19 protein-coding genes are annotated in these 14463 nt (G+C 41.5%); 3 read left to right on the forward strand and 16 right to left on the reverse strand.

What is annotated here, in order from left to right; genetic code table 11:
• Positions 1-5: 5 nt before the first annotated feature.
• From MCY_RS05775 to MCY_RS05795, 5 genes are read right to left on the reverse strand one after another with little or no spacing between them, the layout of a single operon-like run.
• Entirely contained in the window at positions 6-1463 is a 1458-nt protein-coding gene (locus MCY_RS05775) for a hypothetical protein (RefSeq protein ID WP_007347440.1), read from the reverse strand.
• Positions 1464-1470: 7 nt separating this feature from the next.
• Positions 1471-2316, reverse strand: a complete 846-nt coding sequence (locus tag MCY_RS05780; protein ID WP_007347441.1) for a hypothetical protein — start codon at positions 2314-2316, stop codon at positions 1471-1473.
• A gap of 3 nt (positions 2317-2319) precedes the next feature.
• A complete protein-coding gene (locus MCY_RS05785; protein ID WP_007347442.1) occupies positions 2320-2745 on the reverse strand; it encodes a hypothetical protein in 426 nt (141 codons plus the stop codon).
• A complete protein-coding gene (locus MCY_RS05790; RefSeq protein ID WP_007347443.1) occupies positions 2745-4202 on the reverse strand; it encodes a hypothetical protein in 1458 nt (485 codons plus the stop codon). The genes MCY_RS05785 and MCY_RS05790 overlap by 1 nt, the downstream gene beginning before the upstream one ends.
• 1 nt (position 4203) lies before the next feature.
• Positions 4204-4911: a phage adaptor protein gene (locus tag MCY_RS05795; RefSeq protein WP_007347444.1), complete on the reverse strand. Its 708-nt coding sequence runs from the start codon at positions 4909-4911 to the stop codon at positions 4204-4206.
• A 74-nt stretch (positions 4912-4985) separates the two neighbouring features.
• Between MCY_RS05795 and MCY_RS05800 the strand changes: the two genes are divergently transcribed.
• Positions 4986-5297 carry a type II toxin-antitoxin system RelE/ParE family toxin gene (locus MCY_RS05800; protein WP_007347445.1) on the forward strand — a complete coding sequence of 104 codons (312 nt, stop codon included), beginning with the start codon at positions 4986-4988 and terminating at the stop codon, positions 5295-5297.
• On the forward strand, positions 5278-5562 hold the full coding sequence (locus MCY_RS05805) for an addiction module antidote protein (protein WP_007347446.1): 285 nt from the start codon (positions 5278-5280) through the stop codon (positions 5560-5562). The genes MCY_RS05800 and MCY_RS05805 overlap by 20 nt, the downstream gene beginning before the upstream one ends.
• 34 nt (positions 5563-5596) lie before the next feature.
• On the opposite strand, the gene MCY_RS05810 is transcribed toward MCY_RS05805, so the two are convergent.
• The 7 genes from MCY_RS05810 to MCY_RS05840 form a co-directional block, all read right to left on the reverse strand.
• On the reverse strand, positions 5597-5977 hold the full coding sequence (locus MCY_RS05810; protein WP_007347447.1) for a hypothetical protein: 381 nt from the start codon (positions 5975-5977) through the stop codon (positions 5597-5599).
• Positions 5978-5988: 11 nt separating this feature from the next.
• The gene (locus tag MCY_RS05815) at positions 5989-6369 is read right to left on the reverse strand and encodes a hypothetical protein (RefSeq protein WP_007347448.1); all 381 of its coding nucleotides are present in this window, start codon (positions 6367-6369) and stop codon (positions 5989-5991) included.
• A gap of 19 nt (positions 6370-6388) precedes the next feature.
• On the reverse strand, positions 6389-7516 hold the full coding sequence (locus tag MCY_RS05820; RefSeq protein WP_007347449.1) for a N4-gp56 family major capsid protein: 1128 nt from the start codon (positions 7514-7516) through the stop codon (positions 6389-6391).
• 90 nt (positions 7517-7606) lie between these two features.
• Positions 7607-8491 (reverse strand): hypothetical protein, encoded by an 885-nt coding sequence (locus MCY_RS05825; RefSeq protein WP_007347450.1) that lies wholly within the window; start codon positions 8489-8491, stop codon positions 7607-7609.
• A gap of 13 nt (positions 8492-8504) precedes the next feature.
• On the reverse strand, positions 8505-10523 hold the full coding sequence (locus tag MCY_RS05830; RefSeq protein WP_040296501.1) for a portal protein: 2019 nt from the start codon (positions 10521-10523) through the stop codon (positions 8505-8507).
• Positions 10508-11836 carry a PBSX family phage terminase large subunit gene (locus MCY_RS05835; RefSeq protein WP_007347452.1) on the reverse strand — a complete coding sequence of 443 codons (1329 nt, stop codon included), beginning with the start codon at positions 11834-11836 and terminating at the stop codon, positions 10508-10510. The genes MCY_RS05830 and MCY_RS05835 overlap by 16 nt, the downstream gene beginning before the upstream one ends.
• A complete protein-coding gene (locus tag MCY_RS05840) occupies positions 11817-12152 on the reverse strand; it encodes a hypothetical protein (RefSeq protein WP_007347453.1) in 336 nt (111 codons plus the stop codon). The genes MCY_RS05835 and MCY_RS05840 overlap by 20 nt, the downstream gene beginning before the upstream one ends.
• A gap of 210 nt (positions 12153-12362) precedes the next feature.
• Here MCY_RS05840 and MCY_RS05845 point away from each other — a divergent pair, with 210 nt between their 5' ends.
• Positions 12363-12935 carry a hypothetical protein gene (locus MCY_RS05845; RefSeq protein WP_007347454.1) on the forward strand — a complete coding sequence of 191 codons (573 nt, stop codon included), beginning with the start codon at positions 12363-12365 and terminating at the stop codon, positions 12933-12935.
• Positions 12936-13015: 80 nt separating this feature from the next.
• On the opposite strand, the gene MCY_RS05850 is transcribed toward MCY_RS05845, so the two are convergent.
• The 4 genes from MCY_RS05850 to MCY_RS10045 form a co-directional block, all read right to left on the reverse strand.
• Complete coding sequence (locus MCY_RS05850; protein ID WP_007347455.1) at positions 13016-13507, reverse strand: hypothetical protein; 492 nt, start codon at positions 13505-13507, stop codon at positions 13016-13018.
• 1 nt (position 13508) lies between these two features.
• Entirely contained in the window at positions 13509-14054 is a 546-nt protein-coding gene (locus tag MCY_RS05855; RefSeq protein WP_007347456.1) for a Panacea domain-containing protein, read from the reverse strand.
• Positions 14029-14283 (reverse strand): hypothetical protein, encoded by a 255-nt coding sequence (locus tag MCY_RS05860; RefSeq protein ID WP_007347457.1) that lies wholly within the window; start codon positions 14281-14283, stop codon positions 14029-14031. Before MCY_RS05860 ends, MCY_RS05855 begins: the two co-directional genes overlap by 26 nt.
• 12 nt (positions 14284-14295) lie before the next feature.
• The coding region (locus MCY_RS10045; RefSeq protein WP_040296502.1) for a single-stranded DNA-binding protein at positions 14296-14463 on the reverse strand (168 nt) is incomplete at its 5' end.

The raw sequence follows: 14463 nt of genomic DNA on the forward strand, positions 1-14463 counted from the left end.
ACTATTTAATCCTCAACCAAAAATTTACCACTAGAACTGTCCCTAAAATAAGGTACGTTATCCTTAATAGATGCCTCTTCTAAACTCATCTTAGGTATATTTATCAAATTCCCTTGTGATAGTTGCGAACCACTTCCAAATGCTTCATCCACATCCGCAGCTGTTATGTTATCATTCATCAAAATAGCTAATTGCGCATCTGTTGCTTTGTTATAAATCTCCTGTAAACGTTGCAAATTCCTTATAAGCTCTTGAGGAGATAAACTCTGTTGCAAAGCAACATAAACATTTTCTAATCTTACACCTTCCTTATCAGTCAAATTACCCAATCCTGAAGCACCATTAGGTGATAGCGCTTTAATCCTCTCTAGCCTGTGAAGCATTGCTCCTCCCCTGATTGTTTCAAGATGATCCCTTAAACGTGCTGCCGGTGTGTTCCACAAATTCTGTAAAAATTGACCAATTGGACCAGTAGATGACTTAGGATTTTCCTTAAGTATCTCAAGAGCCGAATTTATTGCATGTGATGTACTTTCTCTCATAATTTTGGCATCTACTATTTGTAATTTTTTCAACTGTTCACGCTTTTGCATATCTTCATGTGCTTTTCCACCTTCAACCGTAACATATCTATATCCACCTGGTGCATTCGGATCTTCCACAAGCATCCTACCGTCATTGGTAAATTGTGGATTCCTGTTTCCACCGTTGATCGTTTGTGCCAAAAACGCATTCAACGCATCTTTATTCCCAGCCATGAACCGCGCTTCTTCTTCACTATAGCCTTTAGACTTTAGATACTCGACAGTCTGGTTAACCTGCCCTCTTTTTTCTCTTTCCATATCACCACGACGAAGATTCATAGCTCCACTCGCTAAACTTTGCGCTATCGTCCCGTCTGATAATGCATAACCAATCCCATAATCCGATAATCTTTGTAAAAACTCAGGACTACGCAAGTAATCCCAAAAACTCTGTTGAGAACCAGTATCTTGCTGAGGAAAAGTATTCTGTTGTGGCTGTGCAACCTGCTGTGGTTCTACCGGTGAAATAGGCTCTGGTAATTGAGACTGCTTTGGTTTCAATGATGCCAAATCTGAAGTTTCAAAAGTTTCAATTGCATTAGGCAAAGGTTCCATATCTAAAGAGTTTGGTTGTGAACCAAAGGTCGCTACTGGTAAAGAAGGGACTGAAGACGGTACATCCGGTTTTATACCTGCCGGTCTTAAAGACGAACTTACATCTGGTAAAGGTGAAGTATTTTTAGCGAAACCTAAAGGATTCGATTGTGAACCAAAGGTCGCCACTGGTAAAGAAGGGATAAAATAAGGTAAATTATTTGCCCGTTTTTTTGCATTTTTTAATGAAAGTTGATCATACTTAGGCATAGGTAATAGAAATGGGATAATTCCAGACGTAGACTTTAAAAGCCTTGATAAAATATTATCGTTATTATTTTGCATAACTATCTCACTTTTTTCCTGCAAAAGCCGAAGCAAATTCACCCAAACTAGCTAAGATCCCTATAGCGTTCTTCCAAGGGTCGTTACCATGCATCTTAGAGCCTGACATATTATTCGTTGTCGTACCGTAATTGCTTGCAAAGCCATGACCGGCATTCATAAGCATATTCAACCTATTCCAGCCGCTATTATCTTGCTCCAGCCAACGTTCTCTATTCGCATCAACAACTCTCTGATTGTGAGCATCAAGCACTCCTCCACCCTGGATGGCATTGGAATAGGCATTGTTGTAGGCGGGGAATAAGTTGCCTACCAGACCTAAACGGTTTTCATTAAGTTGATCAATCATCGAATTAGCTTGCATCATATGCTGCAAATCTCGATCAAGCCGATTATACTTGATACGAGCGAAGGCATCATCAAGACCCCTCTGTAACTCATTGTTATGCGCACTAGAGCCATAAAGACCACTACCCAAAAACTGTCGATTAATACTATTTCTTATTTCACTTAAGCCCTCTTTAAGTTCCTCATCAAATTGAGAATTCGGACCCATAAAACCACCAGACGAAATCCATCCAAGATTTCTCGCAGACGACGTTGGAGTATTCATCAAATAATTCATATAATTCTGATATTGATGAGGAACACTCCCAAGACCTCCGATTGCTTGATAAGTTGGAGTGCTTAACGGCGCTACACGAGGGCCACCATAAACATTACCACCCGCCCCTGCATTATACAGATTATACGCATCCGCACCACCTCGCTTAAAGATATTCTGCATCCAACTAGGGGGGGCGCTTGTCTGAACCTGTTTTTGTTCTGTCGTTTCTGGTCTCTTGCTCCCCATTTTTTACAATTCCTTCCTATAATAAAGCATATCTATGCCATAACCTTTTTTGTTCAGAGCACGTTTCCAGCCTAAACGCCCTAAAATCTCTATCTCAAAAGCACCATTCTCACGCGCCCAGCCCTCTACAACTTGCAAATTGTCAACCAAATCAAGAAAACCCTTGCCACTACATTCACAAATAAGTGCGCGCTTCTTTCCTAAAACTGTCTGTTGTAGCTGGGTCGTGACTGCCGCTAAAAACTGCTCGTCATCATCCAAAACAAGCCATAACTGTTTCTTGCCACTGCAAATCGCTTCAATGACCTCTTGCAACGTGATTTCATGCTTAAAACGTTCCACATACGCTCGAAAGGATGCAATAATTTCTTCAAGGTATGGCGCTATACGCTCCATATCCCAAGACGTCGTCAAATAGACTTTTGCCATTACCCTCTGCCTAAAGGACGTAAATCTACATTAAACCCTGTAATATGGTTCCAATAAACGCCTTCAGGAATGCGCAATTTAAACCGGTGATAACGATTGCGTGAACGTCCGTGATAAGCGCCCGTGACACACGAACACACCCTCTCCTTGTGCCATGTGATCGGCGCATGTTCATGACGAAGACGACGTTCTCCGATACTTAAAAGACCTTGTGTCGTATCAACTTCGGAAAACATCTTCGTAATAAAGTTAAAACTTCCATCTGGTGCTCCCATTTCTTGCGAAACAACCGTTGCTTCCATCGGTGCTCCCGTAAACATAACAAGCCTATTTTGGTCATCAAAAGCACCAAGCATTGGAGCACCACTTTGCCAACGGGGACTGTCTAAAGAAGCAGGCAAAGACTCAAGATTGATTGCAATCTCATCTAACTGTTCTAAAGTATACCCTGTCGTAAATACAGGAAACAATGTGAAAGGCTTTCCCTGTAGCCTCGACCATTTCTGTAAACCCCAATCATAGACAAAGGTTATTTGCTCGTTATTACCTCTCTTTATTGACCAATAAATCCGGTTATCAATGGGATCTATAACTCCTTGCATCTCATCAAGAGCAAACTTATCAAAGGTTTTAAAAACCGTTCTATCAACCTTCTCAAAGCCTATTGGTAAAAGTTGACCATCCAAACTCATCTGATAAAAGCCACCATCACCGGCAAAAAACGCATCACTCCCTCGACAAGCTATCGAGGCTGCACTGCGCGCTCCTCGCTTATCTTGGATCTTCTGAAAAGCAAACGGGCTCTTGGAACCTAACATCAAAGAACCAGCGTAAATAGCAGAACGAAGAAAAATAATGGGATTGGTTGTTTCTGTCGCCCCCTGAACAAATTCTCCATCTTGGAAATCAATATAACCACTAACGTTATATTTAGTCTCCCATAAAGTTTCATCGCCCTCTCCTGACCAATGAATGCGATTGGGATTATCTGTAAGTTGCATCAAACAAATAAAAGGTCCCCAAACCTTGACTAAGCCTGCTTTCGGCGGATTGCCTCCTAATGCTTCAAATCGTTCGGAACTGAAAACTTTAAAAACTTGCGGTTGATCATTTTTATTCACCGCAATAACCATGTTTTTAAAAAGAGCAAACGACCATTTATTCTCCTCATTTGCTTGATACGTCACGCCACTTTGGCTTATGTCCTTCCAACCCTTGGTTTGACTATCATAACTATAAAGCTTTTGCTTGCCTCCTACGATTATCTTAACACCATTGCCACTTCTAAACGCTATGCAACCCAACGGCTTTTCTTCCAAAGGACGAGACACAACCATTGCACTAGGCATCGGAATGTAACCGCCATCTGCCGGTAAAACATTCACAAGCGTATCCGTAAAGCTACCGTTCACCACCGAAACATCTGGTCGGTAATCTGCTATCGGAAAATAAACCATGCTAAAAATCCGTTGGTATTATTCGCGTGACGTTATGACGTTTGGACGTCTCTGCACGCAATTCATATAATTGCTCGGTAAAATCATTGTAAGCAGCAGCTGCACAGTCAGGATCTTTTAAGATATTCTTATAGAGTTCATACTTTGCACGCGCTTTGATTAGATCAAATCCATGCACAAACCATGGATGCTCTTCATCAACACTCTCCACCTCTGATAAGCGATGTGGACAAAGAAAAAGTTGAATCTGATAAGCCCTATCCGGGATGGGATAAAGATGCAATTTCTTATCAAAATAACTGTAACAAACCGGCGTTCCTTGTTGTCCTGAGGACAACGAAGGCTCTAGAGAAAAAGGGCTTCTCCGCTCCAATTCAAGCTTATGATATTGACCAGAACTAAGATAAACACTTTTGATTTTGACTGCTGTTTCAATATGGCGGGTATCGCTTGCATCATAAATCCCCTGCCCCGCCCGTGTGTGAAACACAACATCACGGCTTTCGTTAAAGTAAAAACTTTCCCTCTCACAAAAACGAATAGCAGAAAAAATACTTTCCTGGATTTGGGATACATACTCATCCGTGATGTCATCAATCTCATCTTGAATAACTGACACTAAATGCGAAAGCGTTCTTCTATGACGATAAACATCCTGTTTCGCTGATATCGGCCCGCCTGTCCTAACCAGAATATAATGACGCGTCATCAGAATACCTTTTCAATGATACAAAAATTATAAACTAACTTGACAGTACACATCATGTGTATTATGATACACTAATGGTAGCGATAATAAAAACAACAGATGAATTCGATGAATGGTTAGAAAAGCTTAAAGACAGAAAAGCTGCTGATATAATTCTTGGAAGACTTCATAGAATTCGTTCAGGACTTTTAGGTGATGTTAAATTTTTTAATGGCATAGGTGAATTGCGTATCCACTATGGAGCTGGGTATCGAGTTTATTTCACACAAAAGGGCGATAAAATCATTATATTGCTTTGTGGTGGTGATAAATCCACACAATCTAGTGATATTCAAAAAGCCTTATCTCTTTTAAAGGATCTTAAAAATGAAATTGAAAACCTTTAACTTTGAAAAACACCTCACAACACCAGAATCTCAAGAAGTCTTTTTAAATGAAGCCTTCAAAACTGGTGACGCTGCTCATATAGCGGATGCCATTGGTATTGTTGCTCGCGCTCAAAATATGTACGCTTTAGCAAAAGAAGCCAATCGAGAACGTAGTGGATTATATCGTTCTTTAAGCAAAACGGGTGACCCTAAGCTTTCTACCTTAGTCGCTGTCTTATCTGCCCTTAATTTACAACTCTTTGTACAATCTGCTGCTTCATAAATTGAGGGGAGTTAATAAATCTCTCCTCTCAATTTTAGTGGTTGGTCACGAACTCAACGACGATACTTGCTTGACCTGCTTGGACTGTTTTATCGGCTTTCGCATAAAGCGTGATCTCTTTATCAGAGGGTACAAACTCCTTTTGGTTAGAAATCGTCGCTGCTTTTATACCAGCTTGTTTGATCTCTAACTCACCAAATTCAGTCCCGCCAGCAGTGCTGCCTATCTTAACCTTCGTATCCGAAAATGCCGTCTTAATAAACACTTTAATTGATGTGATCAAAGCACTTCGAGGGAGAGTGCCTATCTTCATTACGTTTTCTTTATCTTGGTAACTAAAATTAAGACGTAAAAAGCTTACCTGCTGCGTATGTAGATTTCTCCCTTGTAAGGGCTCTGGTAAATAATCTGCCATGTCTTATTCCCTTAATGATTTGCCACAAATTGCACAACCACAACACACTCACCAGCATCTGTGCTTTTATCTCGTGTGGCATAAAGGGGCATTTCTTTATCCTCTGGAGCAAAAACCTTTTGGTCTGTTGGTGTAAAATCCTGTGTGGTTTGGGCTTTGATATCTTTTTCACCAAACTCATTGCCACCATAGCTGCTGCCAATCTTCAACTTTGCCTCAGAAAACGCTGTCTTAACAAACCCTTTGATCGAAATGATCACAGCGCCACGGGGTAATATCCCGATTTTCTCTGTAAGATGCTTCTCTTTATGCGAGATATTCAAACGCAAGAAACTCACCTGCTGCGTATGTAAATTTCTCCCTTGCAAGGGAGAGGGTAATTGATCTGACATGTCTTTTCCTCCTTAATGATTACGCCGCTGCTTCACCGCTGTAGGTAGGAATAACAATCGTTCCAAAATCTTGGGCTGTTTGGGCACTATTGGGCATTTGGAAACGAGTTTTCTTCATTCCTATCAAAGTTTTTGCTGCAACACCAAATTCACGTTCATAATCAAAATATTCTTCTTTGAGGGTGTAATTCGTTGCACTATGATTTTTCCCAAAACCTATAATCGCACTCTGTGCTCCTAAGAACACCGCACGACGAACGCTTTTGACAGCCGTATGATCTGTCGATTTAACCCCGTGAGTGACATGAATAGCTTCGCGTAAAACAACACCATTATACATGCCTAGAGAACCATCAAAGATTGGGTTCTTCGCACGAGAAGTGGCATAAACCGATTTTTGGATATCTAACCACTCACCAGCAGCTGTATTGGTGCGCAATTGCATCACTTGTGTTGGGTGCAAATAGAGAACGTAAACATCATCACCGTTAACATGAACCGGGGAAATTTGCGGATTGGCAAGTTTGGCTTGTTTAACCGCTTCATCAATCAACTTTAAACTAAAGCTATGTTTGGCTTTATCGGTGAGATCTTCATCCTTAGTTTTTGCATCGGGACGGATAATCCGTTCACTGCTTGGTGCCATGATTTCATTAAAGCCATAATGAACCGGTTTAATATACACTTCTCGACCATCAACACTAATGGTACGAGCTGTATAACCACATACCTGCAAAAAGAACATGATGCTTAAACGATTGGCGTACCAGCGAACCAAACCTTCTTTGGCTTTTTTCCGTAAATTCGGGAGAATTCTCTGTTGGTCAATCGAGTCATCATTGGCTACACGAGCTGCATGTAAAAGCTCGTTAATAACCAACCGATCATTCATAAATTGAAGCGCTTCTTCATTGCCCTCTAAAGTTTCACCTTGCGTGACACCATCCCCAAAAAGATTCACAAGTAAACTAAATGTGACACTATCCCCTGCACTCTTATGGGTTTCGTTATAAAGCTGGATAATGCTATTCGAACTTTTGCCAATCAGAGGGGCTATTTTCGTCGCTTTCAAAACTTCATTGCTTAATTTCTGTGACCACAATTTCACCGATTGCGGATCATGAGTCCCTATATGTGTTGTTGCCATTGTTGTTTCACCTTTCTTTGCTAAAAAAAACCGGCTTAAAGCCGGTGGAAAATCCGCATCAAAGGCGGATTATGCTGTAAAACCTATTGCCTAATCGGGGTCTGCACCCATAATTTCATAAAAACGCGCTTCATTTTTCGGATTGGAAATCCACGCGTTGAACTCCTTTTCTGACATATTGGCAAGGGTGTCTTTTGTCATAGGACCCGTCATGCCCCCTCCTCCCGATGCCGTTAAGGTTCGCGCAGAATTCTGACGGCTTTGAAGCGCCGCAACTTGATTATTCGCTTGCACTGCTTGATTCTGATAACCAAGATTTTGCGCTATCCTATAAAGCTCTTCTGCTGGATTAACCCCTTTTTGTGCACAAGTCGCTACAATAGTCCGCAACTCATCCCCTATAATCGCATCTATCGTGCTCTTTTGTGCATAATTCGGATAAACTGAAGACCATGCATTCAACTGCTTTGCACGCGTCTCATAAAGAAAATCTGCTGCGGCATCAAAGTCACTGTATTTCTCTTTGATAGAAGCAACAGAACTTTCCAAAAATTGGTTCAAATGTCCATTAAATTCGTGGGATTCAATGGCTTGTCTTTGAACATCCTGTTGTGCCCTAATATACGCATCTTGCTCTTGAAGCTTTTTGCCCATCCAACTCATATAGCCAATAATATCTTGGGTAGGATCTGGAGGGCCGCTTTCCCCTTCAACACTTGGCGCTTGAGAGTGAGGTTCATAAAACTTAGCAAGCGCTTCACGGGCTTGTTGAGCTTGTTGTTCTGCTCGTTGTCGATCTAGAGAAACAATCGCTGAAGGCTTATCAACAGGCTCTGCAACCAAATCGGGAGACCTGACATCATTATTCTCAATCGTCTCGACTTCATGATCACTCTCAAAAGAGCTCTCATTATCAAAAATCGGGGCTGCAACCCTGTAATCTTCATTCATACCTTCATTCATTTCTGCATTCATTCTTTAACCTCTCTCAAATGATTCTTCCTCTGTATGTTGCCGCTCTTTCACGCATGATTTGATTTTGTATTTGCTCATTGTGAATCCGTTGTCGTTCAAGCTCATGCTTCTGTTGCATCAATTCCGCTTCCAATTCTGCTCTCTTTTGACGCATGAACAATTCAATCTGCTTTTGTTGCAAATCCATCTGTTGCATCTGACTTTTGGTTGCCATGTCCTGCTGCTTTTCTTGCAACTTCATTTCTTGTTCTGGATTCATTTGCTGTTGTTGGGATTGTTGGGCCATTTGCTGTTGTTGCATCTTCTCACTCACGCGATTGAGTAAGGACGAAGGCAAAGGTGAGTAACGTAGCAAATCAAGCATAATATCCGGTGTCACGGCATTTTGAAGCAACGGTAAAAGCTGCGTGATGATACCAAAAGTCCGCTCTTTTTCGTTCGGACTGGTTGGAGCATCATCCACCACAATATCATAATCAACACTCATCACCGCTTCACGGGTCAACGGAATATATTGCGCATTCTCCTCACCCGATATCCGCACCAAGCGACCATCAGACAAATAATTCTGTATAAGATGCAAAATAAGCTTACCCTGCCTTTTGCGATACAAACGCAAACCATCAAACAGACAAGCAAGCAGGTTAAGACTGGATTGACGCCGTTGGGCCTCTAAAATCCCCGCTTGTGAAACTTCTCTCGTCCCGATAAATTCTGGCGATAAACCCGTTACCTGATTAATCGCTTCCTTGGCTTCATTAAACAGTTGGAAAAAGCCTGCTGGAAATTGGGCGACGGGTTTGGGTTGTATCTTACCACCTGCCAAAGCACCATTTTTCAAAACCGTAATACTATCTACCCGGCTCCAACTCTTTACAGCTTCTCTCTCATCTTCAAATGCACCCCTCTCTGCCATTATCCCACCCTTGGATTGGCTATTGAGGATATGCATGACTTGACTAAAATATTTATTTGCCCATCGTTGCGGATCTTTTGTCGGGCGCACAACCCCATAAAATTGCCGTTCTATCTTGTCAAAATACCCCGTGATACACTCCCAACCCAATTGACCCGCGGGAACCAAAGGTTGATCAGGGCATTCAAGCAATTTCCTCCCTAAAAAGGCACGTTTTACAACCTTTTTATTGAAAGCTGCCCCTTGGATATCGGGCATCATGCACTGGAGTTGCTTAAACTCCTCTTCGCTATAATCACGCAATTCACCCGTTTCTAAATCGGGTGCCTTATAATACCGTTCACTTTCAAACCAACGGCATTCAACGAGCGTAACCATCCGACGACCGTTTTCAACATCAATGCCCTTCTCATCATCGTAAGCTTCAAGATCATTATGATGAATACCTTCATAAGCAGCCCCATCACGCGCCCAATCCGCACTCAGTTCACTCCAATGGGCTTTGGGAAACATCTGCTTGGCTACGTCTAATGGCTTGCGGTCTACATACCACATGCGTTGTGCATCCGTTAAATTTGGTTGCACTGCCGCGCTATCCCAAACCATTTTCAGTGGATCTAAACGCGTAATGACCGGTTCACCATCAAGGCTGTTCTCATAATCAAGTCGTGTATCTGTCCACCCCATTCCACAAATAACAGCGTCTTGGAAAGCATCAGAATCGGCATATTCAGCGTGCGCTACATCCCTAAACCATTCTGCAGCCCCTGTAAGCAATTCACTGGGCAATGCCTTCCCTATCTGACGGGGAATAAATTGTACTTCTCGCTTATTGTTACGTTCCGAACCCACAACGGCATTAACCAGTGGTGCAATACGATTAAAGGTCATAACGGGGCGGCGTTGTTCTTTTAACGCTGCTAAATCTTGATCATTCCACTGATCTCCATTGTAAAATTGAAAATCTTCCCTTGCATGTTCACGCCATTTGTTAACATGCTCAACATCTTCTTTGTACCAATTGACAAGCTTGCGAAACAAGCCTTCTGTCGACAGATCTGATGCCTTATGTTCTTTTTCTAAATGCTCTTCATCATACATCATTCTGCCATCCATGACGTACTTTCATAAGTTTCTCTACCGCTATAAGCGGCTCTCTTCGGTCTCTGCACCGGCTGTTCGTACCCCACACACATTAATCCAAAAGCATCTGCACCATGACTGGACCAATCATGTTCTGCCCCCAACCCTATATTGCGCTTCTCATCCCATTTCTCGTGATACCAGTTTAGCGCCTTGCGACCCGCTACCGTCGTCTCTTCGTTAAACCAAACTGAAGGTAATATACGTCGCACCGCCTCAATACGCATCTTGACAGCACCAGCCCCTTGATTAGGAATGACTTGCGTCTCAAAACCCGCATCATTCAAAGCACTTTCAAAACTCACATTGTGCACACGGTCTCTGGTCGCACCATCATGGGGTAAAACCATCAGTGCCTTCTCATAACCATTCTGACGTAACCAACCGATATGCTCTGATAATGGCTGTCCTTGCGCTTCGTAATAATCAAGCACCCTGATTTCCTTGCCAATAAATTGCGCTATCCATATTGCTGTGGCATCTGCCTTGGCTCCCGTACCCCCAATATCCCAAAAGGCGCGTATCTGCATTAAAGGATCACGCGCAACACGCCCTATCCGACCCTCTTGCTCCGCTGCCAACATTTCCCTCTGATAATAAGCGCCTTGAACCGCTGTAAGATATGCCCCTTCCCATATATGCTTATAGGTTTCTGGACGATTTCTAAGGTCATCAAGCCGCGCCTCATTCAAGATCTTGGGAAACTTCGGATTATCGGACCAATTGATCTCTACACGCTTAATGGCTTCATTGTCTGAAAACCGAAACCGCCTTTCAACCGGGGCATTATCTCGCAATGGGTTCCATGTCACCCACAACTCTGCACGCCACCCCTCACCCTCTTCTCGTAACGTTGGAATAAGCGTCTGCCAAGCTGTCTCTGTAACAGGCTCTGCCTCATCAACCCAACAAAGCAAAATACGACCCATCGACTTGATACTGGCTATATTCCGGTCAAGACCAGAAAACTGAAAGGCTATACGACCATCATTCGATTTAATCGAAGCCTCTCCAACTTTGTAATAGTCCCTTAAAAAATCATGAGCTTCAATGACGCGCTTAATCTCCTCCAATGAACTCTCTGCCAAAGAATTCTGAAACTGACGTGCACAAAGAATAGTCCCCGATATCCCCTGCATGCCAAATTGATAGCCTTTTAAAGCAGCCATCAAGGCAAAGGATCTTGTCTTCCCAGACCCTCGTCCACCCCAAGCCGCTCGTACCAAAGCATCCCCTGCAAAAAGAGGGATAAGTTTTGGTACAATCTTAATCTGTCTTGTCGTCATTCATTGTTAAAGGAACAATTTCTACACGCCCTATGATCTTAATCGCGCCCCCATCTTCCCCTGTTACCTGTAAAGGCAATACCTTACCAAGCAACGCTAAATAAGCCGCTGGACACTCCATAGCCTGCTTTTCCAAATAAGAGATCAAGCCCTCGTTGCCAATTTTATTTCCAGCATTCTCCGCAGCCCTCACCACTGCCTCTTTTAAAATACGGGTCATCTTATTAGGCACGCCTTTAACCCGCCCCATTCCTGCCTTAGGTGGTATCCACTTTTTTTTAAGTTGTGGAGCCTGCTCTGTATTTTGTGATGTCATAAAATACACCCTCCCGATAATAAAAAACCCCGCATTTGCGGGGATTTTCTACTGTACTTAACCCTCACTTAGATACAATACGCCTAAGTACAGTACCGTTATTAAATATGATTTGCTACACTTTGTCAACATAAAAATAACACATATTGATATATTCAAAGAGAATCGGTTAATGATAATTCCGATAAAACCAATTAAAGAACAATAAACATGACAATCGTATTAATTATCTTATGTATTCTACTATTACTTCCGTTTATTGGAATTATACTGGAAGCCTTATGTGCTATAATTGGTTACGGCATAGGTGCCGCTATGATTGGAGGTCTTATTTTTCTATTAATAATAGGAGCAAAGTTCTTAGGATTTCTATATAGCTTGTCTTTAATAATAGCGTTTCTGGTATTAATTACAATTTATAACACTAAATCAAATGGAAGCACATGGGAAAAAACAATTTCATACAGCACTGCAGTATTTTTACCACTACCTATCTTATGGTTTATTCCATTATATTTCATAGAGCGTAATGATATGGATTATATATTATCCGTACTTATCGTTACAGCGATCATATCTTCTATTTTGGCACTATCATTCATATTCGATCCTCCCGATCCAAAAGATATTAATCCTGGATCGATAGTTAAAATGTATTGTGCAATGCTTATACCTGCATTTATATGTGTGGCTATTTCTCTTTGGAGCGGAACGTTAGGAATAATATCAATAATATTTATTGGCATTTTCGCTGTGGGTTTAGTTCGCGCAATGAATTCATAAAAAGCGAAAGAGGCAGCAAGCCACCCCTTCGCACCTGACCCCTTTTACAAGGGAGCGGTCACTACTTTCTCGTAGCGCCGTTACTTCCAATATCTATGAAGCACATTAAGAGCAGCACGCAATGAATTCACAAGATATGGTAGCATTTGATCTTCTATAACTAGATACTGTAGTGCTGCATAAAGATTATACTGTTTATAAAGGCACTGTGCTTCTCTTAGTGCCTCTTGCATATTGATAAATCGCTCCGTTGCAAATGCTACCCATTTATCTCTTGCTTTATCATCAGCAGATGACGGCATTTCATCATAAATCGCATTAGGAAAGCCTTTTGCACAAAGGTAGTTGTTTCTGATCTGTAGATATTGTTGTGCGGCATCATATTGCTCTTGTGTAATCACGCCTTGTAAACAAAGCCGCCCTATGTAAGTACCAGCGAGTGGATTTTTTGCCTCTTGTAGCGTTAAACCAAAACGCTTGGCACGCATTTCTATTGCCAATTGATTAGCAGCTTCACGAGGTAATTTTGCACGTGATATACGACCATTGGCTTCTCTTAGCTGCCCTGTCATTTTAGGGCGTCCCCTCTTTTTGTTTTTTTTCACTTATCCCCTCTACTTTCTTTGCTGCTTTCAAATATCCATTAATTTTTTTTGTGAAGTATTCTTCAATGTCATGGTCTTTTAACTTCACACCCAACCGCCCATTATATACTTTCTTCCATGGCGTTGCGTCCTTATAAGTTTCATTACACAAGTAAGAAGATGAAAAATTCTTATAAGCATTCCAAACGATCTCTAATAATTTTATGGTATATTTATCAGTTGAATTTTTATGAATTTTAGGGATAAAAACCTCTCCGGTCTCTAAATCCACCATACGCGAATAACAATCGATAAAACGCCGTCCCCAATCTTTAAACTCATGATAAAGAGCCGGTATCACGGGACCATGCTGCCATGCTTCTATGTGATCACGAAAGAGACGCTTACCTGTAGCTGCTAACATCCACCCATACGCAAAATAAACTAGTTTAATAAGCTTCATAGGAGAAATTTGAATATCCTCCTCGCGTCCCTTTTCAAGAAAGAAGTTAGCAATTTGTTGCACTTGATACATTATTCAAACTAAATAACCACACCAATGAAGAGAGAGCTATAATCATAGTTAGTATGCTTTCCTTTATTTTATCCTCAAAAAACAACACAAGGGATAAAAAGAACAACACCGCAATGACAATAAGTACTGCCAACTCAAAAATAGTCGCAGGATAATCATTATGATTTAATAACAGCATTTGATTTTGAATCAGAAGATTATGATGTACATACCATCCTGCTAATTTCATCCACACACCACCTTAAAAAGGAACATCATCATTCATAACAGTATGGGGTGTATCAAGAGGTCTGTAAATGCTTCTGTCATAAGCAGATGATTGCTCTTGATTATCATCATTTTTGCCATCTAAGAGCTTTAAGTCGCCTTTGTACTTAGGCAAAATGACTTCTGTTACAAAACGATCAAT

The sequence above is a fragment of the Bartonella rattimassiliensis 15908 genome (genome assembly GCF_000278215.1).
GTDB classification, from domain to species: domain Bacteria; phylum Pseudomonadota; class Alphaproteobacteria; order Rhizobiales; family Rhizobiaceae; genus Bartonella; species Bartonella rattimassiliensis.